This window comes from Azorhizobium caulinodans ORS 571, from assembly GCF_000010525.1.
GTDB classification, from domain to species: domain Bacteria; phylum Pseudomonadota; class Alphaproteobacteria; order Rhizobiales; family Xanthobacteraceae; genus Azorhizobium; species Azorhizobium caulinodans.
In genome coordinates this window covers 3,476,252-3,499,178 of record NC_009937.1, presented here as the reverse complement: position 1 = coordinate 3,499,178, position 22,927 = coordinate 3,476,252, and the positions used below count along the sequence as shown (strand labels likewise).

At 68.8% G+C, this 22,927-nt stretch carries 18 protein-coding genes; 7 read left to right on the top strand and 11 right to left on the bottom strand.

Annotation, left to right across the window (positions count from 1 at the left end):
• Window positions 1-117: 117 nt before the first annotated feature.
• The 5 genes from AZC_RS15785 (at window position 118) to AZC_RS15765 (ending at window position 6,487) form a co-directional block, all read left to right on the top strand.
• Window positions 118-1,683, top strand: a complete 1,566-nt coding sequence (locus tag AZC_RS15785) for a helicase HerA-like domain-containing protein (protein WP_043879459.1) — start codon at window positions 118-120, stop codon at window positions 1,681-1,683.
• Window positions 1,684-1,838: 155 nt separating this feature from the next.
• On the top strand, window positions 1,839-2,273 hold the full coding sequence (locus tag AZC_RS15780) for a hypothetical protein (RefSeq protein WP_043879458.1): 435 nt from the start codon (window positions 1,839-1,841) through the stop codon (window positions 2,271-2,273).
• A gap of 175 nt (window positions 2,274-2,448) precedes the next feature.
• Complete coding sequence (locus tag AZC_RS15775; protein ID WP_012171581.1) at window positions 2,449-3,828, top strand: dipeptidase; 1,380 nt, start codon at window positions 2,449-2,451, stop codon at window positions 3,826-3,828.
• A 144-nt stretch (window positions 3,829-3,972) separates the two neighbouring features.
• Window positions 3,973-4,956, top strand: a complete 984-nt coding sequence (locus AZC_RS15770) for a zinc transporter ZntB (protein WP_133865409.1) — start codon at window positions 3,973-3,975, stop codon at window positions 4,954-4,956.
• Window positions 4,957-5,098: 142 nt separating this feature from the next.
• Window positions 5,099-6,487: an esterase-like activity of phytase family protein gene (locus tag AZC_RS15765; protein ID WP_012171579.1), complete on the top strand. Its 1,389-nt coding sequence runs from the start codon at window positions 5,099-5,101 to the stop codon at window positions 6,485-6,487.
• Window positions 6,488-6,640: 153 nt separating this feature from the next.
• Here the strand turns inward: AZC_RS15765 and AZC_RS15760 are convergent, their stop codons facing one another.
• Window positions 6,641-8,227, bottom strand: a complete 1,587-nt coding sequence (locus tag AZC_RS15760) for a glycosyltransferase family 39 protein (protein WP_244421728.1) — start codon at window positions 8,225-8,227, stop codon at window positions 6,641-6,643.
• A 392-nt stretch (window positions 8,228-8,619) separates the two neighbouring features.
• Window positions 8,620-9,216: a superoxide dismutase gene (locus AZC_RS15755; protein WP_012171577.1), complete on the bottom strand. Its 597-nt coding sequence runs from the start codon at window positions 9,214-9,216 to the stop codon at window positions 8,620-8,622.
• 195 nt (window positions 9,217-9,411) lie between these two features.
• Between AZC_RS15755 and AZC_RS15750 the strand changes: the two genes are divergently transcribed.
• The gene (locus tag AZC_RS15750) at window positions 9,412-10,533 is read left to right on the top strand and encodes a hypothetical protein (RefSeq protein WP_043879457.1); all 1,122 of its coding nucleotides are present in this window, start codon (window positions 9,412-9,414) and stop codon (window positions 10,531-10,533) included.
• A gap of 20 nt (window positions 10,534-10,553) precedes the next feature.
• Here the strand turns inward: AZC_RS15750 and glyA are convergent, their stop codons facing one another.
• A complete protein-coding gene (gene glyA, locus AZC_RS15745; protein WP_043879456.1) occupies window positions 10,554-11,828 on the bottom strand; it encodes a serine hydroxymethyltransferase in 1,275 nt (424 codons plus the stop codon).
• Between the two features lie 98 nt (window positions 11,829-11,926).
• On the bottom strand, window positions 11,927-13,279 hold the full coding sequence (locus AZC_RS15740; RefSeq protein WP_012171574.1) for an L-serine ammonia-lyase: 1,353 nt from the start codon (window positions 13,277-13,279) through the stop codon (window positions 11,927-11,929).
• A 297-nt stretch (window positions 13,280-13,576) separates the two neighbouring features.
• On the opposite strand from AZC_RS15740, the gene AZC_RS15735 reads away from it, so the two are divergent.
• Window positions 13,577-14,629, top strand: a complete 1,053-nt coding sequence (locus AZC_RS15735; protein WP_043879455.1) for a GlxA family transcriptional regulator — start codon at window positions 13,577-13,579, stop codon at window positions 14,627-14,629.
• A 29-nt stretch (window positions 14,630-14,658) separates the two neighbouring features.
• Here the strand turns inward: AZC_RS15735 and AZC_RS15730 are convergent, their stop codons facing one another.
• The 7 genes from AZC_RS15730 to AZC_RS15700 form a co-directional block, all read right to left on the bottom strand.
• A complete protein-coding gene (locus AZC_RS15730) occupies window positions 14,659-15,777 on the bottom strand; it encodes an NAD(P)/FAD-dependent oxidoreductase (RefSeq protein WP_012171572.1) in 1,119 nt (372 codons plus the stop codon).
• 571 nt (window positions 15,778-16,348) lie between these two features.
• The gene (locus AZC_RS15725) at window positions 16,349-17,722 is read right to left on the bottom strand and encodes an NAD(P)/FAD-dependent oxidoreductase (RefSeq protein ID WP_012171571.1); all 1,374 of its coding nucleotides are present in this window, start codon (window positions 17,720-17,722) and stop codon (window positions 16,349-16,351) included.
• Window positions 17,719-17,994 (bottom strand): (2Fe-2S)-binding protein, encoded by a 276-nt coding sequence (locus AZC_RS15720; protein WP_012171570.1) that lies wholly within the window; start codon window positions 17,992-17,994, stop codon window positions 17,719-17,721. Before AZC_RS15720 ends, AZC_RS15725 begins: the two co-directional genes overlap by 4 nt.
• On the bottom strand, window positions 17,991-18,686 hold the full coding sequence (locus AZC_RS15715; protein WP_012171569.1) for an SDR family NAD(P)-dependent oxidoreductase: 696 nt from the start codon (window positions 18,684-18,686) through the stop codon (window positions 17,991-17,993). The genes AZC_RS15720 and AZC_RS15715 overlap by 4 nt, the downstream gene beginning before the upstream one ends.
• Window positions 18,679-19,704 carry an ABC transporter ATP-binding protein gene (locus AZC_RS15710; RefSeq protein ID WP_012171568.1) on the bottom strand — a complete coding sequence of 342 codons (1,026 nt, stop codon included), beginning with the start codon at window positions 19,702-19,704 and terminating at the stop codon, window positions 18,679-18,681. Before AZC_RS15710 ends, AZC_RS15715 begins: the two co-directional genes overlap by 8 nt.
• On the bottom strand, window positions 19,701-21,575 hold the full coding sequence (locus AZC_RS15705) for a dipeptide/oligopeptide/nickel ABC transporter permease/ATP-binding protein (protein ID WP_012171567.1): 1,875 nt from the start codon (window positions 21,573-21,575) through the stop codon (window positions 19,701-19,703). The genes AZC_RS15710 and AZC_RS15705 overlap by 4 nt, the downstream gene beginning before the upstream one ends.
• Window positions 21,572-22,525 carry an ABC transporter permease gene (locus AZC_RS15700; RefSeq protein ID WP_012171566.1) on the bottom strand — a complete coding sequence of 318 codons (954 nt, stop codon included), beginning with the start codon at window positions 22,523-22,525 and terminating at the stop codon, window positions 21,572-21,574. The genes AZC_RS15705 and AZC_RS15700 overlap by 4 nt, the downstream gene beginning before the upstream one ends.
• Between the last annotated feature and the right edge of the window lie 402 nt (window positions 22,526-22,927).

Below are 22,927 nucleotides of genomic sequence, written 5' to 3'. Positions count from 1 at the left end.
GCCGGGGCCTTGCCTGAGCCGGCAGAACAGGGGCAAGACGGTGCGTCAGGCGGGTGCGCACCCGTGGCCTTGTGCCCGGCGCGACGCTATGGGTGTGAGGTCAAGGGAGGAGCGGCCATGGCACGGGACGAGGGCACGGTCTTTGTCGGACACAGCCCGGCGGCGGGCAAGGACGAGGAACTGGCCCTGCGGCTCGCCAACCGGCACGGGCTCGTCACCGGTGCCACGGGCACGGGCAAGACCGTGACCCTCCAAGTGCTGGCGGAAGGCTTTGCCCGCGCCGGCGTACCGGTCTTTGCCGCCGACGTGAAAGGCGACCTCTCGGGCATCGCGATGCCGGGAGAGCCAAAGGACTTCCTGCTGAAGCGGGCGCAGGAGGTGGGGATCACCTACACGCCCGACAGCTTCCCGGTGATCTTTTGGGATCTGTTCGGCGAGAAGGGCCATTCCGTCCGCACCACCATCTCCGAGATGGGGCCGCTGCTGCTGGCCCAGCTCATGGAGCTGAACGAGGTGCAGGAAGGCGTCCTCAACATCGCCTTCCGTCTCGCCGATGAACGCGGCCTCTGGCTCTATGACCTCAAGGACCTGCGTGCCGTCATCGGCTTCGTCGCCGATAATGCCAAGACGCTGACGCGCGACTATGGCAACGTTTCCGCCGCCACCGTCGGCGCGATCCAGCGCCAGCTGCTGGTGCTGGAGAATCAGGGCGCCGACCGTTTCTTCGGCAAGCCCGACCTCAAGATTTCCGATCTCATGCGGGTGGACCGCTCCGGCTACGGCACCATTTCCGTGCTTGCTGCGGACAAGCTCATGGGGAGCCCGCGCCTCTACGCCACCTTCCTGCTGTGGCTGCTTTCCGAACTGTTCGAGGACCTGCCCGAGGTGGGCGATCTCGACAAGCCCAAGCTCGTCTTCTTCTTCGACGAGGCGCACCTATTGTTCGATGCCGCGCCCAAGGCGCTGCTGGAGAAGGTGGAACAGGTGGTCCGCCTCATCCGCTCCAAGGGCGTGGGCGTCTATTTCGTGACGCAGAACCCGCTGGACGTGCCGGACAGCGTGCTCGCCCAGCTCGGCAACCGCGTGCAGCACGCGCTGCGGGCCTTCACGCCGCGGGACCAGAAGGCGGTCCGAGCGGCGGCGGAAACCTTCCGCCCCAATCCGAAGCTCGACACGGCCCGGGTCATCACCGAACTCGGCAAGGGCGAGGCGCTGGTCTCCGTGCTGGAGGGCGCCGGCACGCCGACCATGGTGGAGCGCACCCTGATCGCCCCGCCGAGCGCGCGGGTGGGCGCCATCACCGATGCGGAGCGGGCGGAGGTGATCGCCCGCAGCCCTGTGCGAGGGCTTTATGACGTGACCGAAGACCCCCGGTCCGCCTTCGAGATGCTGCGCGAGGAGGCGGAGCCGGCGGCGCAGACCTCCGGACCGGTAACAGATGCGCCGTCCGGCCCCTGGGGCCATGTGCCGCGCGAGCACGCCCCGGACAGCCGGCCCGAGCCCACGGACCGTTCGGCTGGACGATCGCCGGGCGGCGTCCCGCGCGTGCCCCGGACGGGCTCCGCGCGCATGACCACGACGGAGCTGGTTGTAAGAACGGTGGCGCGCTCGCTGGCGTCGCAAGTGGGTAACCAACTCGGAAAAGCCATATTGCGGGGCATTCTCGGCGGCCGAAGCCGCTGACCGGATTCGGGGGTCTGTTCGTCAGCGGGTTGATTGGCCGAACGACCCCCGGTATGATTTTCCCAAAGTCGGATGAGATTGCGGGGTCTCTTTCGGCTGGAGCTGCTCAATCCAGGTGCCGGCACGCGTCGGCGCCCTCCAATCAGGAGCGCCCCATGAAGGTGTTGCCCATTGCCCGCATTGTCGTCATCGATTCCAATGCCGATCGTCGCGAGACGACGCGCGTCGGCCTGACCGCGCTCGGCGTCGGTTCTGTGACGGAATTCGCCACGGTTTCCGAACTGGAAGGTGGCGCGAACGCTTATGACGTTCTTGTGATCCAGGCCGACGACGCGGAAAACGTGCCGGACAATCCGTTCCGGGATTCGCCGGACGCGGTTCCGGCTGTCCTCGTGGTGGACGGCGCGCCCAACGTGCTCGCCCGCATCGCCAGCCGCGCCGGCTATGACGCCGCCGTCGGCATGCCGCTGCTGCCGCGCCTGCTCTATCGCCGCATCGGTTCGGTGCTTCAGCGCGCCCGCCGCATGAACAAGCCGGCTATCGCCGCCCGTCCGGCGGAAGAGGCCGCGCCGGCCGTCGCCGCCAACTGATCCGCGCATCAGTTCGACTGACGTTCAGCCCTGCCCCGCGCCATCGGCGTAGGGTAGGGCTTTTTCGTTGAGGGCCCGCGTACCGCGCCGCCTTGTCAGCCGTGCCGCACCGGCCCAGCATTCGCCCCCATGAGTCGCTGCCCATCAGCGGTGGCGCGAAGGTGAGGAGAAGGCGATGGCCGGTGTGGATGAGGTACTGAACGCAGTGGATGCCGGGCTCGACGCCTCCCTGGCGCGGCTCTCCGATTTCCTGCGCATCCCCAGCATTTCCACCGATCCGGCCTATGCCGCCGCCTGCCGGCAGGCGGCGGATTTCGCCGCCGAGGCGCTGACCGGCCTCGGGCTCGCCGCCACCGTGCGCGAGACGGCGGGCCATCCCGTGGTGATCGGCCGCACCGACACGGGCGCCGCCCGCCGGGTGCTCTTCTACGGCCATTATGACGTGCAGCCGGTGGACCCGCTGGACCTCTGGGACAGCCCGCCCTTTGAGCCGCGCATCGCCACCGGCACCGACGGCAAGACCCGAATCTATGCGCGCGGCGCCTGCGACGACAAGGGACAGGTCTCCACCTTCCTCGAGGCGCTGCGGGCGTTGAAGACCGTGCAGGGCAAGCTGCCGGTGGACGTGACCGTGCTGCTGGAAGGGGAGGAGGAGTGCGGCTCCCCGAGCCTGCCGGCCTTCCTCGCCGCCAACGCGGAAGAACTGAAGGCCGACGTGGCGCTGGTCTGCGACACCGGCATGTGGGACCCGCAGACGCCGGCGATCACCACCTCGCTGCGTGGCATCCTGCACACCGAGTTCACCATTACCGGCGCCGATCGCGATCTGCATTCCGGCCTCTTCGGCGGCGCGGCGCGCAATCCCATCCACGTCCTCGCCCGCATCCTCGCGGCGGTGCATGACGACACGGGCCACATCACCATTCCGGGCTTCTATGACGACGTGGCCGAGATGCCGCAGGCGGTGCGCGATGCCTGGAACGCACTCGGTCTGACGCCAGAGGCCTTCCTCGGCCCGGTGGGCCTGTCCGTGGCGGCGGGCGAGAGCGACCGTTCGCTGATCGAGCAGATCCAGTCCCGCCCCACCTTCGAGGTGAACGGCATCTATGGCGGCTATCAGGGGCAGGGCTCGAAGACCATCATTCCCTCGACCGCCACTGCCAAGGTGACGATGCGCCTTGTGGCCAATCAGGATCCGGCCAAGATCGCGGCGGCCTTCAAGGATTTCGTGCAGGCGCGCCTGCCGGCGGACTGCAAGGTCACCTTCGGCAAGAGCGAGGGCAGCCGCGCCGTGCTCGTGCCGCCGGACAGCCCGGACCTCGCCAAGGCGCGCACGGCGCTTCAGGCGGAGTGGGGCACGACGCCGGTCGCCATCGGGTCCGGCGGCTCCATCCCCATCGTCGGCCAGTTCAAGAACGTGCTCGGCATGGACACGCTGCTCATCGGCTTCGGCCTGGATGACGACCGGGTGCACTCTCCGAACGAGAAATACGACCTCACCTGCTTCCACAAGGGCACGCGGAGCTGGGTGCGGGTGCTCAGCGCCCTCGCCTGAGGAGCGTCTTACCGCCTTCCCTTGCCGCCTTCCCTTGCGTCCTTCTTTGAACTGTAACGCTTCCGTGTCAGTGAGAAGACGCGATAGCCTCTTCGGCCCGCTGCACTGTCAGCGGGCTGACCGGGCATCAGGGGAGGGATGTGCGTGAAGCCGCTGAACTCGGACGGTTTGCTGGATGTATGGCTGTTCGACGGCAAGGGGGGCGCCCGGCGCATTCCCGCCGATGAACCGCATCCCCACAGGCCGGAAGAGGGCGGCTTCATCTGGCTGCATTTCCGCCGGCTGCCCCACCGCAGCGATACGTGGCTCCACACCCATAGCGGCATCGATTCCCATATCGTCGAGGAATTGATGGAGACGCACACGCGTCCCCGCTGCCAGGTGCTGGAGGAGGGCGCGCTGCTGATCCTGCGCGCCGTGAATCTGCATCCCAATTCCCTGCCGGAGGAGATGGCCTCCCTCACCATGTGGGTGGATTCCGAGCGCATCGTCTCTGTGCAGGACCAGCCCATATCGGCCATCGCCGATTATGTGGACTCCATCTCCCGCCGCCGCGCGCCGCGCACGCAGGGCGAGATGGTGGCGGAACTCGCCACGCGCCTCGTCTATCGGCTCGATCTCGTCGTCTCCATGCTGATCGACGAGGCTGACGAACTGGAGGACGACGCCCAGCGTCAGGCGCCCAGCGATGTTCTGCCGCGCGTGCTGGTGCTGCGCCGGGTGGCCATGAAGCTGCGCCGCCACATCGCCCCGCAGCGGGAGGCACTCAATCACTTCTCGCTGGAGGACGATCCCTGGATCGGCCCCAAGGACCGCAACCGCCTGCGCGATGCCGCCGACCGCGTCTCGCGCTTCTCGGAAGAACTCGACACGGTGCGCGAGCGCTCCATCCTCATCCGCGAGCAGATCGTGGACCGGCGGGCGGAGCAGATGAACCAGTCCATGCTGGTGCTGGCCGCCGTCACCGTCATCTTCGCGCCGCTCACGCTGATCTCCGGCATGTTCGGCATGAATGTGGGCGGCATTCCCGGCAATACGGACCCCGCTGCGTTCTGGGCCATCACGGTCATCTTCATCGTCATGGGCGTCGGAATGGTGTCGCTGTTCCGGCGCCTCAAGTGGTTCTAGGGGCCGGTCCCCTCAGCCTGTGCGGCGTGGTTCTGACGGCCGGGAGGTAGCCCGGACGCTACGTCATGGGATTGTCGTTTCCCTGTCGCCCGGCTGACATCGCGCAGGGTCAAGAACGCCTCGCCAACAGGAGGCGCTTCCCATGCGTTCTTTCTCTCTCACGCTGGCCGTGCTGCTCGCCGGCACGGCTCTCGCGACGTCCCTCAAGGCTGAGGAGACGGCCCGCGCCTATCCGGCGACCGTCGAGGGGCATGTCGTCCTTCCGGCCGCCACCTACATCCAGCCCCCGGCGGATGCGCCGGCCGACCTCAAGGTCGCGGGCAAGTTCACCGCTCCTGATCGCAGCCGCAACGATCAGGTGGGCTCGGTGCCCGGCGTCAGCTTCCTGTCGCCGAAGGATGCGCCGCGCGCCACAGGCATCTCCATGCCGTTCCCCGGTCAGGCCGTGCAGGGCTTCTCCGGCATCGTGAACGAGGGCAACGGCACCTTCCTCGTCATCACCGACAACGGCTTCGGCTCGAAGTTCAATTCGCCGGACGCCATGCTGATGGTTCACCGCCTCGCCATGGACTTCAAGGCGGGCACCATCGAGCGCAAGGAAACCCTGTTCCTGCGCGATCCCGACAAGAAGGTGCCGTTCCCGATCACCTTCGAGGGCACGCCCCAGCGCTATCTCACCGGCTCGGACTTCGACATCGAGTCCATCCAGAAGGTGGGCGACAGCCTGTGGTTCGGCGAGGAACTGGGGCCGTTCCTGGTGGAGACCGATCTCACCGGCAAAGTGAAGGGCGTCTATGCCACCAAGGTGGACGGCAAGGTCGTGCGCTCGCCGGACAATCCGGCCATCACCACGCCGCCCAATCCCTCGCGCAAGGTGGCGTTCGAGATCCAGCGCTCCAAGGGCTTCGAGGGCATGGCGCTCTCGCCCGATGGCACCAAGCTCTATGCGCTGCTGGAAGGCCCGGTGCTCAACCCGGAGACGGGTGAGAAGGAGAAGGTGGACGGTGCCGAGGTGCTGCGCATCCTCGAATTCGATCTGCAGAAGAAGGAGTGGACCGGCCGCTTCTGGAAATATCCGCTCTCCGTCGCGGGCAATGCCATCGGCGATTTCAACATGATCGATGCCACCAGCGGCCTCATCATCGAGCGCGACGACGTCTCCGAGGGCACGCCCTCCAAGCGCTGCCCGGAGGGCAAGGTTGCCTCCGACTGCTTCGACAAGACTGCCCAGTTCAAGCGCGTCTACAAGGTGGAGTTCAGCCCCGAGACCGCCAGCCAGCTGGTGCGCAAGGTCGGCTATATCGACCTGATGGCGCTGAAGGACCCCAACGGCAAGGCTAAGCAGGGCGGCAAGGACGGGATGCTCGACTTCCCCTTCATCACCATCGAGAACGTGGTGATGGTGGACCCCGCCCACATCGTGGTCGGCAACGACAACAACCTGCCGTTTTCGGCCGGTCGCGACCCGAACAAGGCGGACGACAACGAGTTCGTCCTGCTGGAAGTCGGCGAACTGCTGAAGGCGAAGTGATCGCTCCGGGCGGCGGGCCAAGGCGCGCCGCCCGGACATCATGCCTTCTGCGGTCGGGTTGCCCGGGGGACGCCGCGGCGGAAAACAAAAGAGCCGGAGGGCGCGGGCCCTCCGGCTCTTTTTGTTGGCGGGCCTGCCCCTGTCGGGGCGACGTCACTGCCCGCGGGCGAACACGCTCGGGAAGCTGCGGCCACGCACGTCATAGACCTTGGCGTAGGTGACGCCCTCGCGTTCCACCTTGCCGATCACCGGTGCGGGGACATTGGCGCAGTAGAATTCACCCAGCATGAGGGCGAAGTCCGCGTCCTTGGTCTCGTAGGTGGTCTCGAAGCGGGGGCCCAGCTCCTGCGCCGCCGCATTGTGCGGGCCGCAGACGGCCACCTTGAACTTGCGGCCCTGCGGCAGCGACATGCGGTGCAGGTCCACATATTCGTCGAGCTGTCCGGCCGCCTGCTTGAAGGCCAGGCCCCAGTAATCGAGCATGAACTGCGAGTCCGCGCCACGCACGCCACCCACCAGATGGTTGTAGTAGGTGTACTGATAGGGGTGGAGGCTGGCGAACTCCTTCATCGGCATGCCGAAGCCCACGAGGACGAGGGCCGCAGCGGCCCCGCGTGCCACCAGGGGCGCATTGGCGAGGAGGCGGAACAGCCACACCAGCGCCGCGCCGCCGAGCAGGGCCATGGCCGGCGTCACGAACACGAAGTGCCGGATGCCGTTGTACATGACCGGGCGCATGGCGACTGTGATGAGGACGGGGACCGTCGCCGCCGCCACCAGCAGGATGAAGCGGGCGCGCTTGTTGGCCGGTTGGGTGCCGTAGAAGGCCTGGACCACGGCTCCGGCGATGCCGCCGACCACGCAGGCGAGGAAGAGTTCCGGCATCTGGATGCCGAACAGCACGGGCACATAGGTGCGCGGCATGTCGGGCACCAGCACCGGGCGGCCGTCAAACATCTCGCGCCACGGCACTTCCCAGAAGTGAGAATAATATTCGAGGGCGCGGATGGGATTGAGCGGCTCCACCACCGCCCATGGCCACACCACGCCGAGCACGAAGTAGGCGAAGGGCAAGCCGATGGCGAGAAGCACGGTGAAGCGCGCCAGACGCAGCGCCGCGCTCTTGAAGCCGAGCGAGCGGCTCTCGGAAGCGAGCAGGAAGGCTGCGGCGGCAAAGCAGTAGGTGGAGGCGAACACGCCCAGCACGCGGGTGCCGATGGCAAGGCCGAGGCTGAGGCCGAACCAGGCCACGGTGCGCGGGGTCGGCGAAGGATATTCGTCGAGGGCGCGCACCAGGCAGTAGAGCAGGGCAGCCATGGCGACGGCGAAGGGGGCATCCTTCGCGTTCATGAACATGTGCCCGTAATAGAGCGGGCAGATGGCCAGCAGCACCATGGCGGCAAGGCCGCCCCACGGGCCGGACAGCCGGCGGCCGGTGCGCCACACGATGGCGAGGCCTGCGAGGCCGAACGCGGCGCCCAGCAGGCGGCGGACGTTGAACACGTCCACCGGCAGCAGCTTGGCGATGCCGGCGGCGATCATGTCGAACCCGCCACCGTAATAGTAGAGGTTGACGAAGGAGAACACCCGCTGGTTGGTGAAGTCCGAGCTGTAGTACTTCAGCAGCAGGTTGCCGTACTGCGAATGCGTGAAGTCATCCCACCCGAGACCGTAGTCCTTGAAGGTGAGAAGCGACACGGCGGCAACCGCGAGCAGGAACAGCAGCGCGACGGTATCCACGGGGGTGTGAGCGGGGGAGCGACTGGGACGCGGTACTTCGGTGCGCATGGAGGCGGAATCCAACTCGAACGAGACGTATCAGCCCTGAAAACGTGTCCACCGCAGGGCGCCTCGACGGCACCGCGCGTTCACATGAATGTGAGACCCGATTGATTCCCGACGCGTAAGGGATTTGCAACAAATTTATGCACCGGGGTGGAATGATACTTAACCTTCCGCTCCAAAACGGGAAGTCTTACCGGCTACGCCTAAAACGTGTGCGTCCGCGAAGGCAAAGTTTAGGCAGCGAACATCTTCAGCGTTGCATGGTAACGCGAATGTGCAGGCCCCAAAAGAAAGGGCCGGCACGCGGTTTTGCATGCCGGCCCGAAATATATCGCAAACTATGGAGTTCAGATGGCCTTGCCGTAAAGCTCCGCCACGTACTCCCAATTCACGAGATGATCCACGAACGCCTTCAGGTAGTCCGGACGGCGGTTGCGATAATCGATGTAATAGGAGTGCTCCCACACGTCGACGCCGAGGATCGGCGTGGCGCCGGAGACCAGCGGGCTCTCGCCGTTCGGGGTCTTGGCGATGGAGAGCTTGCCGTCCTTGACCGCGAGCCAGGCCCAGCCCGAGCCGAACTGGCCGACGCCGGCGGCGATGAAGTCTTCCTTGAACTTCTCGACCGAACCGAAATCCTCGACGATCTTCTTCTCAAGCTCGCCCGGAATGGCGCCGCCGCCGTTCGGCTTCATCCAGTGCCAGAAATGCAGGTGGTTGTAGTGCTGGCCGGCATTGTTGAAGAGGGGGGCGTTCTTGCCGAACGAGCCCTTCACGATCTCCTCGAGGGATTTTCCCTCGAATTCCGTTCCCTTTAGTAAATTGTTGCCATTATTGACGTAAGCGAGATGGTGCTTGTCATGATGGTATTCGAGGGTTTCGCGCGACATATAGGGCGCGAGGGCGTCGTAAGAATAAGGCAGGTCGGGAAGCGTGAAGGACATCTGGGGTCTCCGCGTTCGATCCGGCTGGGGTCGATGGGCCGCTGGCGTCCTGAGGTCCGCCGCACCGACCCGCCCCAACTTCGCCCTAGATAGGGCGCGAGAGGGGGTCGGACAACTTCCTTTGTCCGATTTTCTGTTTATGCGGCAAATATGTTCCCTGGCCTGTGGCCGTGGAGCGGGGCTTGGAGTGCGGACATGTGGCGTTTCCTCGTAGCTCTTGGCGGTTTCACACTGCTGGCCGGGCTTTTGGCGGTGGCTTTCGGCAGCGTCATTTTCGTCTCGACCATCGGCAATGCGCTGATTTCCACAGGCGCGATCGGTTTTACCGGTGGTGTGCTTATCCTTGCGTCCGGTCTGATCCTGCGGGAGCTTGAGCGCATCCGTGCAGTGCTTGCCGAGGGCGCCCGTCCCGCCCGCGCCACGCCGCGTGTCGAGGCGGTGCTCGATGATGCGGCCCTGCTTGCGGTGTCCGACGCCGTCTCCGCTCCGCCGCCGCGCCGCCAGCCGCCGCCGGTTGCGCCCGAACCCGCCTCCGAGGAACGGCACGCGCCCGCTCCCGCCGCCGAAGCGCCGCCCGCGCCCGAGCCCGAATATGCGCCCATGGTGCCGCCTGCTCCGGAGCCGCCGCAGCCCGCACCCGCGCCTGAACTTCCGACGCCGCGCCTGCGCAGCCCGTCCTTCTCCGATCGCCTGCGCCGTCCCATGCCGAGCCTTTCGCCGGAGCGGCCCGCACCCGCGCCCGCTTCGACGCCCGGCGCCCCCACGGATGCCGCTCCGCAGCCGGAACCCCCGGCTGTGACCGAACGGCGCGGGCGCATTCTGGGACGTCACGGCGAGGCGGAGATCGCCCCGCCCGTTCCGCGTCCGCGTTCCCTGCTGGAACGGGTGGCCCTGAGCCGTCCCGCGCCCGAGCGGCTGGAACCCGTGGCGCCGCCGGCCCCGCCCCAGCCTGAGCCCGAGCCCGCCCCGGCCGTAGCGGAAGCCGCGCCTGAGCCGGCCCCCGCGCCCGAACCCGCTCCGGCGCCTGAACCGGCGCCCGAGCCGGTGCACGCTCCTGAACCCGAGGCGGTGTCCCATGAGCCGGCGCCGGAACCGGAGCCTGCTCCGGTTCCCGATTTTGCGCCCGAGCGTGCGGCGCCCCGCGCCAGCCCCCGGCCGGAGCCGGTGGTTCTGAAGTCCGGCATTGTCGGCGGCATGGCCTATACGCTCTATTCGGACGGCTCCATCCAGGCCGAACTGCCCGACGGCGTGGTGCGCTTCGGTTCGCTTCAGGAACTGCGCGACCATGTCGCGCGGGCGCATCCGCCCGCGCAGTGAGAACGGCGCCTTCGGGCGCGTCAGAGGGTGGGGTAGAGCGGGAAGCGCCGGCAGAGCGCTTCCACCTCGCCCCGCACCCGCGCTTCGGTAAGGCTGTTGCCCTCATCCCCGCTCTGGGCGAGGCCCTTGAGCACTTCGGCGATCATGTCGCCCACCTGCTCAAATTCCCCGAGGCCGAAGCCGCGCGTGGTCCCCGCCGGCGTGCCGAGGCGGATGCCGGAGGTGACGGCAGGCTTCTGCGGATCGAACGGAATGCCGTTCTTGTTGCAGGTGAGGCCCGCCCGTTCCAGCGCGATCTCAGCCGCCTTGCCGGTGACGTTGAAGGGGCGCAGGTCCACCAGCACCATATGGCTGTCGGTGCCGCCCGAGACGATGGCGGCACCCTTCTCCGCCAGCCGCGCCGCGAGCGCGCGGGCGTTCGAGACCACCTGAAGCGCATAGGTGCGGAAATCCGGCTGGAGCGCTTCGCCGAAGGCCACCGCCTTTGCCGCGATCACATGCATCAGTGGCCCGCCCTGAAGGCCGGGAAACACCGCAGAGTTGAGCTTCTTCGCCAACGCCTCGTCATTGGTGAGGATGAGGCCGCCGCGCGGCCCGCGCAGGGTCTTGTGGGTGGTGGTGGTGACAATGTGGGCGTGCGGGAAGGGGGAGGGATAGGCCCCGGCCACGATGAGCCCGGCATAATGGGCGGCATCCACCATCAGATGCGCGCCCACGGCATCGGCAATGGCGCGGAAGCGCGCGAAATCGATGATGCGCGGATAGGACGAGCCGCCAGCGATGATGAGCTTCGGCCTGTGCGCATGGGCGAGGCGCTCCACCTCGTCATAATCGATGAGCGCGGTCTCGGGGCTGACGCCGTAGCCGACCGCGTTGAACCATTTGCCCGAGAGGGTGGGCGGGGCGCCGTGGGTGAGGTGGCCGCCGGCGGCGAGCGACATGCCAAGCAGGGTGTCGCCGGGCTGGAGCAGGGCCATCAGCACCGCCGCATTGGCCTGCGCGCCCGAGTGCGGCTGCACGTTGGCGAAGCCGCAGCCGAAGAGCTGCTTCGCCCGGTCGATGGCGATCTCCTCCACCACGTCCACATGCTCGCAGCCGCCGTAATAGCGCTTGCCCGGCAGGCCTTCCGCATACTTGTTCGTCAGCACCGAGCCCTGGGCGGCCAGCACCGCCTCCGAGACGATGTTCTCCGAAGCGATGAGCTCGATCTGGTCGCGCTGGCGGCCCAGCTCGCGGGCGATGGCGTCGAACACCGCGCGGTCGGCGAAGGGAGGGGGCTTCACTTGCACGTTCATGGGGCGTCCTCTTCTTCTGGAAGGCATGGCACATCGTTCACGCCGGAGGGCCGGCGCGTCGGTCTCGTGAAGATGGAAAAATCAGGCGGCGTGCCGCCTCAGCACTCGGGCACGTTCACGGCGAGGCCTCCCTGGGAGGTCTCCTTGTATTTGGACTGCATGTCCGCGCCGGTCTGGCGCATGGTCTCGATCACCTGATCCAGCGACACGTTGTGGATGCCGTCACCCCGCAGCGCCAGCGAGGCTGCGGCGATGGCCTTGTTGGCGCCGAAGGCGTTGCGCTCGATGCAGGGGATCTGAACCAGGCCGCCGATGGGGTCGCATGTCATGCCGAGGTGGTGCTCCATGGCGATCTCGGCGGCATTCTCGATCTGCTCGGGACTGGCCCCCAGCACCGCCGCAAGGCCGGCGGCAGCCATGGAGGCAGCGGAGCCCACCTCGCCCTGGCAACCCACTTCCGCGCCCGAGATGGAGGCGTTGCGCTTGATGAGCCCGCCCACCGCCGCCGCTGTCAGCAGGAAGCAGCGCACCTGCTCGGGGCCCACATCGGGGCAGAAATCGCGGGCATAGCGCAGCACCGCCGGCACGATGCCCGCCGCGCCATTGGTGGGGGCGGTTACCACCCGGCCGCCGGCCGCATTCTCCTCGTTCACGGCGATGGCGAAGACCGACACCCAGTCCATGATCTCGTGCGGCGGGCGCTGGTTGAGGCCCCGGTCGGCCTCCAGCTTCTCCCGGATGGCTTTCGCCCGGCGCTTCACCCGCAACCGGCCGGGGAGGCTGCCATCCATGGAGAGGCCGCGCTCGATGCAGCCGAACATCGCGTCCGCAATGGCATCGAGGCCGCCTTCCACCTCGGCGCGGGACCTGAGCGCGCATTCATTGGCCATCTGCACGCCCGCGACGTCGAGGCCCGTGCGGGCGCAGACGGTGAGCATGTCGGCGGCGCAGTCAAACGGGTAGGGCACCTGCGCGGTGCCGAGGGGCGCCTCGTTCTCCCCGTCCTCCACCACGAAGCCGCCGCCGACCGAATAGAAGATGCGCTCCTGCGTCAGAGCGCCTGCGCCATCATAGGCGCGAAAGCGCATCGCATTGGTGTGGCGCGGCAGCAGGGTCTTGAAATCGAAGATGAGGTCGGCGTCCGGATCGAAGGTCGCCCGGCCACCGTCCGGCGTCTCGATGGCCTTCTCGATGGCGAGGCGGGCGATGAGGGCGGGCACGTCGTCGGGCTCCAGCGTCGCCGGCACGGCGCCGATGAGGCCGAGGCATAGCGCCCGGTCCGTTGCGTGGCCCTTCCCGGTCCAGGCCAGGGAGCCGAAGATCTCGGCCGTGACATGGGCGGTGCCCACCGGCAGTTCGTCCCGGAAGCGCTTGGCCGCCACCATGGGGCCGACGGTGTGAGAGGAGGAGGGACCCACACCGATCTTGAAGAGATCGAACACGCTGATCATTTCTTCGACCTCTCCTTCATTCTGCAGGGCCGCACACGGTTTAAGCGGGGCGAACCGGGCAGCCATAGGGCAGGCGGTGCGCGCCTCCACCAGAAGCCGGGGATTGGCATGCCGCTTCTGGGGATGAGGCAGCATGCCTCACCCGCGCGCTTGCATCTCGGCCAACTGCGCCTAGCATCTGGAACAAATGCGACATCCTGTTCCGATGCTCCCTTCCCACTTCCAGCCGTTCGATGGTCTTCGCGAGTGCCGTTCCATTGCGCGGGCTGGCGGGACGGCCCTGCCGGAGCGGCACCCATGAGCCTCGCACCGCATTCCGTCCCGTCCCGTACCGCCTCCGGCGCCAAGCTTCGCGTCGGCTTCCTGCCGCTGCACAACTTCACCTTGACCGCCTTTTCGAGCTTCCTCGACGTGCTGCGTCTCGCCGGCGACGAGGGCGACCGCTCCCGGCCCATCGCTTGTTCCTGGGCGGTGATGGCGCCCGGACGCCGCCCGGTGCGGGCCTCCTGCGGCATCGAAATCCAGCCGAGCGCGGATCTCTCCGATCCCAAGGGCTTCGATTATATGGTGGTGGTCGGCGGACTTCTCCACGGCATGCCGCCGCTTGCACCTGCGCTCGCCACCTATCTCCAGCAGGCGGCGCAGGCGGGCGTGCCGCTCATCGGCGTATGCACCGGCTCCTTCGTGCTCTGCCGCCTCGGCCTCATGGCCCAGCGCAAATGCTGCGTGAGCTGGTACCACTACCGCGACTTCCTGGAGGAATTTCCTGCCCTCGTGCCGGTGGCCGACCGCCTGTTCGTCATCGACCGCGACCGCATCACATGCTCGGGCGGGGCGGGGGTGGCGGACCTTGCCGCCCATCTGGTTGCCGCCCATCTCGGCGCGGCAACGGCCCAGAAGGCGCTCAATATCCTGCTCATCGACAGGCCGCGCACGCCGGAGAGTGCCCAGCCCGCCCCGCCCGTGGGCGAAGGCTCGGGTGCCGACGATCGCGTATCCCGCGCCCTACTGCTGATGGAGCAGAATCTCGCCGAGCCCTTGAGTGTCGCGGAAATCGCCCGCCGGCTGGCGGTGAGCCCGCGCCAGCTCGAGCGGCTGTTCGCCGAGCGCCTCGCGGAAACGCCGCAGGAGAGCTATCTGGCCCTGCGCTTGCGTCACGGCCGCTGGATGCTCGCCAACACCGTCTTTTCGGCGGCGCAGATCGCGGCGGAGCTGGGCTTTGCGGACGGCTCGCACTTTGGCCGCGCCTTCAAGGGGCGGTTCGGGGAGACGCCCGCCGCCTTCCGCAAGGCCGCCGTGCCGGCGGGCCGCAAGGGCGCGCGCGAGCCGCTGCCACGCATCTACGACTGAGCCGCGCCGGGCCTGTTTCCGACCTCGCGTCAGGCGGCCCGCGCCGTCCAGCGGCCGATGTCGAAGGGCTCAAGCGGCACGTCGGTGCGCCCGTCGAGCACCAGTTCGCTGAGGATCGCGCCCACCGCAGGACCGAGCTGAAAGCCGTGCCCGGAAAAGCCGAAGGCATGGAGGAGGCGGGGCGTGGTGCGGCTCGGGCCGATCACCGGAATATGGTCGGGCATCTCGCCATCGATGCCGGTCCAGGAGCGGATGATCGAGATGCCCTTCAGTTCCGGCACCAGGTCCACCGCCAGCGCCATGGCCGCGCGCGTCTCCTCGGCCTTCGGGCGCGACCATGGCACGGCGGGGTCGCTCACCCCATAGCCGCCGCCGATGATGACATTGCCGCGCGGGATCTGCCGCAGATAGACATTGCCGCCCACCACGCCGAGGTTCGGTTCGATGAAATGGCGGATGGGCTCCGTCACCATCATGTTGGGATTGAGGGCGGAGACCGGCGTCTTCTCCCCGAACGCTTCGGCCACCGCGCCGCCCCAGAATCCGGCGGTGTTCAGCAGCCAGCGGGCGCGGAAGGTGTGCGTGCCGGTCGTGACCTCGAAACACTCGCCGTCCAAGGCATAGCGCGTGGCCTTGGTGTTCTCGTGGATGACGGCGCCCGCCGCCCGTGCCGCATGGGCGAGGGCGGGGACCATGAGGCGGGGGTTGGCGGCGCCGTCCTCGGGCGCCAGTGAACCGGCGATCACCTTCGGACCCAGCCAGGGATAATCCTCATGCAGGGCGTTGCGGCCGACGAAGCGCAGCGGCAGGTCGTTGTCGCGGGCGACCTCCAGATAGGCGACGAGGTCGGCTTCTTCTTCCGGCGTCCGGGCGAGCTTCAGATGGCCGCTGACGGTGAATTCGGCGTCGGTTCCGGTGATGTCCTTGAGCTTGTGCCAGAGCGCCATGGAGCGCCGGGCGATGGGCAGTTCCGCGGGATGCCGCCCCTGCTGGCGCACCCCGCCATAATTGACACCCGAGGCCTGCCCGCCCACCAGTCCCCGCTCCAGCAGCACGCAGGCCACGCCCCGCTGCGCCAGATGCAATGCCGCCGACGTTCCCGCCCCGCCCGCGCCGATGATGAGAACCTCGGTCTCTTGGGTGCTCATGGCAGGCTCCCGGACGGATCATGGCGCAACAACCTCGCGCGCCTGCTGGCCGCCCCTGGCGGTTGCCCGGCCGAACCCTCCCCCCTTGCGCGGGAGGGCAGGGAAGGGAGTAAAACGGCGGGGGCAGGGTGCGCGGCGCGGTGGCTCTGGTGCCTGGCGCGACCAGCAAGCGGATAGGGCCTTACCCCCCTCCCCAACCCTCCCCCGCAAGGGGGGAGGGAGCTTGTCGCGCGGGATGAGGCGTAGGGCGCGAATGTGCGCGACAGCCTAGCAGCCTTCAGGTCCACCTTCGCAGTCTTACGGTCCGGCCTCGCATTCCGTCGATCGGTTCTGGCCGGGCGACCGGCCGAACCCTCCCCCCTTGAGGGGGAGGGCAGGGAGGGGGGTAAAACGGCCTCTTCCCGGTGCGCGTCAGGGCGGATCGCGGAGCGGCTCGGGTGCGCCGGGCGTCGGGCAAGCGGAGAGGGCCTTACCCCCCTCCCCAACCCTCCCCCACAAGGGGGGAGTGGGACTGTTCCGTGTGGGGGAGGACGACGCGCAGGATGGGGGGCGCAGCGGCGTATGTCTTCCCTCATTCCGCGGCCTCCGCCAGAGGCACGGGCTTGACCGGCGGCTGGCCGCGCAGGCGGCCGATGGAGGCCACCGGCGTGCCGCGCGCGGCGGCGAGGATTTCGGCGCCAGCCGGGCCGCAGACGCGGCCCTGGCAGCGGCCCATGCCGAGGCGGGTGAAGGCCTTCGCCCGGTTCAGCTCCGGCGCGGGGCCGGTGGGTGGTGCGCCGGCGGCGGCGCGCAGGTCGCCGGCCGTGATGGCCTCGCAGCGGCAGACAAGCGTCTTGTCCGGCAGCGCGCGGGCGAGATCGGCGGGAAAGGGGAAGGCCCGCTCCAGGGCGGCCCGGAAGGGCAGCATCCGGGCGATCCTCTCCTGAAGCGCATGGACGCGGGCGGCGTCCACCGCCTGTCCCGTATCCTCCAGCAGCGCCAGCGCGGCGCGCGCGCCGGCGAGTTCCGCCGCATCCGCCCCGCCGATGCCCGCGCCGTCGCCCGCCAGATAGATGCCGGGCACCTTGGTGCGGCCGGCCATATCACGCTCCGGTACCCAATTGTGCTGAAGCTCATCAAAGCGGAAGGTTACGCCCGCAAGGTCCGCCAGCTGCGCCTCCGGCTTCAGGCCCCAGCCCATGGCGAGGGCATCGCAGGCGATGCGGCGCTCCCGGCCGGAGGCGGTGGTGAAGGCGATGCCCGTCACCTCATCGTCCCGGCCCTCGATGGCGCGGGGCGTGATGCCTTCGAATACCGGCACCCCCGCCGCACGCACGGCGGCCACATAATAAAGGCCCTTCCAGAAGACGGCGCCGCCGGCGAGAAGGCCGGCCGCATGGCGCGCCTTGTGGGCGAAGGGCGTCGTATCCAGCACGGCGGCGGGGCGGGCACCCGCCTTCAGATACTGATAGGCGAGCAGCCAGAGCAGCGGCCCCGTGCCCATCAGCGCGACCCGGTCGCCGATAGCGCAGCCTTGCGTCTTGAGCGCGATCTGTGCGGCGCCGAGCGTCGTGACGCCGGGCCGGGTCCAGCCGGGCACGGGCACCACCCGGTCCATGGCGCCGGTGCACAGGATCGCGCCATCGAACTCAAGGCTCGCGTGCTGGCCGGCGGAGAGCGTTTCCAGACGCCGCGACCGTGTGTCGATGTGCCAGACCAGAGTGTCGGGGCGCCAGTCCGTCTGCGTCTTCAGGCCGTCCAGCGTGCCATGGACGGCGCGGGCGCGTTTGGCCTCGAAGCCATAGAGTTTCACGGCATCGCGGGTGAGGGCCTGCGGCGGGCGCTGGTAGATGCGGCCACCGCCATCAGGTGCCTCGTCGATCCAGACGGGACGCAGCCCGGCCGCAACGAGTTGCTCCACCGCCCGCACGCCGGCCGGGCCGGCCCCGACGACGACCACCTTCATAGGCGCCTCACCACCATGCCATCCGCCGCCATCGTGGCGCAGGCGCGCACGCGGCCGAGCCCTTCCACAAACACCCAGCAATCCTGGCAGGCGCCCATGTGGCAGAAGCCGGCGCGCGGTTCCTGCGTGAAGATGTTCGGGCTCAGCGAGCCGGCGCCGCCGGCCAGAAGCGCGGTGAGCAACGTGTCGCCCGCGAGGGCGGAGACGGCGAGGCCATCCAGCGTGAGGGCGAGGGGCGCGCGGTCGAGATCGCGCAGGCGCTTCAGCCTCACAGCATGTCCTCCTTCTGGCAGTTCACCAGAAGCTCGGCGACGCTCGCCGTATTGGGCAGGCGCACCAGCGCCTCCACCAGTACCGCGATGTCCTCCGGCCGGCTCATGGCCTCGCGCGGCACCTTGGTGACGGCGGCGGTCATGTCCGTGTCCACGAAGCCAGGGCAGAGCGCGGTGGCGCGGATGCCGTGCTCCCATCCTTGCTGGCGCACCCCATGGGTGAGGGCGATGAGGGCGTGCTTGCTCATGGCATAGCCCACATTCTCATTGCGCACCCTCTTGCCCGAGAGCGACGAGACATTGATCACCCGGCCGTTGCCGGAAGCCACGAGATGCGGCCAGGCCGCGCGGATCATCCGCAGCGGGCCTAAGGTGTTGATGTCCCAGAGCGCGGAAAAGGCACTTTCGTCGGCGTCGAGCAACAGGCCGCGCGCATTGATGCCGGCGGCATTCACCAGAACGTCGATGCGCCCGAGGGCTGTCACCGCCTCCTCCACCCAGCGCGTCGCGCTCGCGGCATCTCCGGCGTCATAGCGGCTGGCATGGAAGCCTCCCGGCAGCTTCGCCCGCGCGATATCGCGCACACCGGCGGAGACCGCATAGCCGCTGGCGGCAAGGCGCTCCGCGATGGCCCGGCCGATGCCGCGCGAGGCACCGGAAACGAGGGCGACGCGGCCGTTCGGGTCAAGCATGGCTCGTCCCCTCGGACAGGGCGGGCGGGCAGGCGACGGCGCGTCCGCCGCCGACGCTCACGAGCGGCGGCACCTCTTCCGCGCAGCTCGGCAGCGCGCGGGGGCACCGCGTGCGGAAGGCGCAGCCCGAGGGCGGATTGGCCGGGCTCGGCATCTCGCCGGCGAGCGTCGGTCGCCGGCCAGCCGGAGCGTGCATGGAGGGCGTCGCCGCCAGCAGCGCCTGCGTATAAGGGTGCTTGGGATTGGCGAACAGGTCGGCGGCGGAGGCCTCCTCCACCACGCGGCCCAGATACATCACCACCACCCGGTCGCAGAGGTGGCGCACCACGTGCAGATCGTGGCTGATGAAGATGAGGCCGAGCCCCAGCCGGCTGCGCAGATCCTTCAACAGGTTTACCACCTGCGCCTGCACGGAGACGTCGAGCGCCGAAACCGGCTCGTCCGCCACCAGCACATCGGGGGAGGTGGAGAGCGCGCGGGCGATGGCGATGCGCTGGCGCTGACCGCCGGAGAATTCGTGCGGCAGGCGGCCCCCATGGGCGGGGTCAAGCCCCACCTGTGCCAGCAGCGCGGCCACCTTCTCGCGCGCTTCTTCGGCCGAGGCGAGGCCATGAATCAGGATGCCGTCGGCGATCTGGTCACCAATGGTGCGGCGGGGATCGAGGCTGGCGAAGGGATCCTGGAAGACCAGTTGCATCCGTCGCCGCAGCGCCCTGAGCTCGCGCGCGGGCAGCTTGGCGAGGTCCTTGCCGTCGAACAGCACGCGTCCGGCGCTGGGCGGGGTGAGGTGCAGCAGCACGCGGGCGAGGGTGCTCTTGCCGCAGCCGCTCTCCCCCACCACGCCTACGGCTTCGCCACGGCCAAGCACGAAATCAACGCCACGTAGAGCGAGCACCGGTGCACCGCCGAAAAGGCCGCGGCCCTTGAAGGCGCGCTCCAGCCGCTCAGCCCGCAGCAGCGGCCCGCGGGGCGGGAAAGGAATGGGCTCATTGCCCTGAGCGGGGACGTGGATGGTCATGCCACCTCCATGTCGCGGATGCAGCGGGCGGTGCGGCCGGGGCCGACATTGCGCCGCTCGGGCGGGGCGCGGTCACAGTCGGGCGTCGAGAAGGCGCAGCGCGGCGCGAAGCGGCAGCCGGGCGGCAAAGCGGCGGGGGAAGGCACGGTGCCGGGAATGGCGGCCAGTTCCTCCGCCTCGCTCTCAGGCGCCGAGGCGAGCAAAGCGGCCGTATAGGGATGGCGCGGCCGGGCGAAGACCTCCGCCACAGGCCCTTCCTCCACCACCTCGCCCGCGTACATCACTACCACCTTGTCGGCGATCTGGCGCACCACGGCGAGGTTATGGGTGACGAACAGCAGGCCCATGCCCGTGCCGCTCGCGCCCTTCAGGTCCGCCAGCAGGTCGAGGATCTGCGCTTGCACGGTCACGTCGAGGGCGGTGGTGGGCTCGTCGGCGATGAGCAGGCGCGGCGTGTTGGCGACCGCCGCCGCGATCATCACGCGCTGCTTCTGGCCACCGGAGAGTTCGTGCGGGAAGGCGTTGGCCCGCCGCTCCGGATCGGGCAGGCCGACCCGCCGGAACAGGTCCACCACCTTGGCCTTCGCAGCTGAGGCGCCGGCCGTGCCGTGGGCGCGGATGGCCTCGGCCACCTGCTTGCCGCAGCGGTGCACCGGATTGAGGCTGGAGGAGGGATCCTGAAAGACGATGGCGAGATCATTGCCCCGCAGGCGGCGCATCTCGCCTTCGGTGAGCGCCAGCAGGTCTACGGCCGCGCCGTCGCGGCCGGTGAAGCGGATGGCCCCACCGGCCGGGGAGACCACGGGCGGCAGCAGGCCCATCACTGCCAGCGCGGTCAGCGTCTTGCCCGAGCCGCTCTCGCCGACAAGCGCCACCGTCTCGCCGGGTGCCACCGCGAAGGTGACGCCGCGCACCACATTGAGCGTACCGGTCGGCGTCTTGAGGTCGAGCGTCAGGTCTTCGATGGACAGGAGCGGGGGGGCGGTGGTTGCGGTTCCGGATGCGGGCAGGCGTCCGCGCCGCAGGAAGCCGGGGATGACGCCCACCGCCGCGCCGCGCGGATCGAGCACATCCCGCAGCCGGTCGCAGAACAGGTTCAGCAGCAGCACCGTGCCGGCGAGCGCGAGACAGGGCCAGAGCAGCAGCAGCGGCGCCTGTTCCATCACCGAGCGGGCGGCGCGGATCATCAGGCCCCAGGAGGGGGAGGGCGGCACCACGCCGAGGCCGAGGAAGGAGAGCCCGCTCTCCAGCATCATCGCCGCCGCCACCGTGAGCGAGAACTGCACCAGCAGCGGCGGCGCGATGTTCGGCAGCACGGTACGCAGGAGGATGCGCGGCGCGGTGGCACCGAGCGCGGTCTGCGCCGTCACATAGTCCAGCGTGCGGGCGGAGAGCGTCTCCGCATAGGCGACGCGGGCATAAGCGGGGGTGAAGAGGATGGTGAGCACCAGCACCAGCGTCACCGCGCCGGGGCCGAGCAGCGTCACCACCAGCAGCGCCAGCAGCATGGGCGGGAAGCAGAGGATGACCTCGGCGAGCCGCACGCTCATGAGTTCGACGATGCCGCGGAAATAGCCGCCCACAAGGCCAAGCAGCGTGCCGATGATGCCGGCGAAGGCAGCGGCGATAAAGGAGACGGTGAGCGAGACCCGCCCGCCCCAGATGATGCGCGAGAGCACGTCGCGGCCATATTCGTCCTGCCCGAGCCAGTGCGCGGCGTCGGGGGTGGTGAGGCGGCGCGCCACCTCCTGCTTCACCGGATCGGCCAGCGGAAGGATCGGGGCGGCGGCGACCACCGCCACCACGAGGGCGAGGAGGGCGCCCGGCACCAGCAGCCGGTTCCAGCGGGGGGAGAAGGACAGCATGCTCATGCGTGGCGCACCCGCGGATCGAGGGCGGCGTAGAGCAGGTCCACCACGAGGTTCAGGAACACGAACAGGATGGAGATGGCGAGCACGATGCCGAGCACTTCGGGATAGTCGCGCGCCTCCACCGAGCGCACCAGATAGCCAGAGAGGCCTGGCCAGTTGAACACATATTCAACAAGCACCGTGCCGCCGAGTAGCGACCCCAGGTGTAGCGCCACCACGGTCAGCACCGGCGACAGGGCGTTGCGCAGCACATGGCGGCGGATGATGGTGCCGGCCGGCACGCCGCGCGCCTGCGCCGCCCGCACATGGTCGCGGCTGAGCACTTCCAGAACCGAGGACCGGGTGACGCGGAACACCACCGCCCCGAGGCCCACCGCGATGGTGCCCGCCGGCATCAGCAGCAGGCCGAAATGGCGCAGCGGATTCTGGGCGAGCGCCACGTAGCCGCCCGCCGAGGCCCAGCCGAGCTTCTGGGCGAAGACGAGAATGGCGAGCGTGCCCACCACGAACACCGGCACGGACAGGGCAAGGCCGGAGATGAAACTGGCCGCGCGATCAAGCCGCCCGCCGGTCTTCAGCGCCGCCGCCGTGCCCAGTGGCAGGCCGACGGCGAGCGCCATGAGGGCGGCCGCGCCGATCAGTTCCAGCGTGCGCGGCAGGCGCAGGGCGATCTCGGATGCGACCGGATGCTCGTCCTGCAGGGACGAGCCGAAATCACCGTGCAGGAGGCCGGACCAGTATTTGAGATACTGGGTGTAAAGGGGTAGATCGAGCCCCAGCCGCTCCCGCAGCTCCGCCACCGCGCCGGGATCTGGCGCCACGCCGCCCTGCGAGAGCAGCAGTTCAGCGGGGTCCCCCGGAATGAGGTGGATCACCAGAAACACCAGACTGCCCACCAGCCAGACGAGGCCGATGGCGATCAGGGTGCGGCGGAGCGTGAAGGCGAGCATCGGTCACGTCCTCCTGAGGGGCGGCGAGGGGCGTGGGGCAAGCGGGGAGGGCGTGCGTCCGCAAGGGGAGAGGACTTTTACGGTCTGCGAAATTGTATTCGTGAGCGCCCGTTCACCACCCACGCGACCGGAACGCTCCCCCCTTGCGGGGGAGGGCTGGGAGGGGGGTAGGACGGCCGGGTCCGAAGACGCGGTTTCCGTGTTGCGCGGACGAGTGCGTGAGGTGTGGGGGCGCCGTTCAGGCGGAGAGGGCGTTACCCCCCTCCCTAGCCCTCCCCCGCAAGGGGGGAGGGGATTGGGTGCGTGGGAGAGCGCTTCTTGAGCCTGCATTGTGCGAAACGTGAGCGCCCAGTCCGCAAACGAACGCCGTAAACCCTCCCCCCTTGCGGGGGAGGGCAGGGA

Bases quoted from the DNA above. Each gene is read 5' to 3' on its own strand.
- AZC_RS15785 (WP_043879459.1), top strand. From the start codon at position 118: ATGGCACGGGACGAGGGCACGGTCTTTGTCGGACACAGCCCGGCGGCG.
- AZC_RS15780 (WP_043879458.1), top strand. From the start codon at position 1,839: ATGAAGGTGTTGCCCATTGCCCGCATTGTCGTCATCGATTCCAATGCC.
- AZC_RS15775 (WP_012171581.1), top strand. From the start codon at position 2,449: ATGGCCGGTGTGGATGAGGTACTGAACGCAGTGGATGCCGGGCTCGAC.
- AZC_RS15765 (WP_012171579.1), top strand. From the start codon at position 5,099: ATGCGTTCTTTCTCTCTCACGCTGGCCGTGCTGCTCGCCGGCACGGCT.
- AZC_RS15755 (WP_012171577.1), bottom strand. From the start codon at position 9,216: ATGTCCTTCACGCTTCCCGACCTGCCTTATTCTTACGACGCCCTCGCG.
- AZC_RS15750 (WP_043879457.1), top strand. From the start codon at position 9,412: ATGTGGCGTTTCCTCGTAGCTCTTGGCGGTTTCACACTGCTGGCCGGG.
- glyA (WP_043879456.1), bottom strand. From the start codon at position 11,828: ATGAACGTGCAAGTGAAGCCCCCTCCCTTCGCCGACCGCGCGGTGTTC.
- AZC_RS15740 (WP_012171574.1), bottom strand. From the start codon at position 13,279: ATGATCAGCGTGTTCGATCTCTTCAAGATCGGTGTGGGTCCCTCCTCC.
- AZC_RS15735 (WP_043879455.1), top strand. From the start codon at position 13,577: ATGAGCCTCGCACCGCATTCCGTCCCGTCCCGTACCGCCTCCGGCGCC.
- AZC_RS15730 (WP_012171572.1), bottom strand. From the start codon at position 15,777: ATGAGCACCCAAGAGACCGAGGTTCTCATCATCGGCGCGGGCGGGGCG.
- AZC_RS15725 (WP_012171571.1), bottom strand. From the start codon at position 17,722: ATGAAGGTGGTCGTCGTCGGGGCCGGCCCGGCCGGCGTGCGGGCGGTG.
- AZC_RS15715 (WP_012171569.1), bottom strand. From the start codon at position 18,686: ATGCTTGACCCGAACGGCCGCGTCGCCCTCGTTTCCGGTGCCTCGCGC.
- AZC_RS15710 (WP_012171568.1), bottom strand. From the start codon at position 19,704: ATGACCATCCACGTCCCCGCTCAGGGCAATGAGCCCATTCCTTTCCCG.
- AZC_RS15705 (WP_012171567.1), bottom strand. From the start codon at position 21,575: ATGAGCATGCTGTCCTTCTCCCCCCGCTGGAACCGGCTGCTGGTGCCG.
- AZC_RS15700 (WP_012171566.1), bottom strand. From the start codon at position 22,525: ATGCTCGCCTTCACGCTCCGCCGCACCCTGATCGCCATCGGCCTCGTC.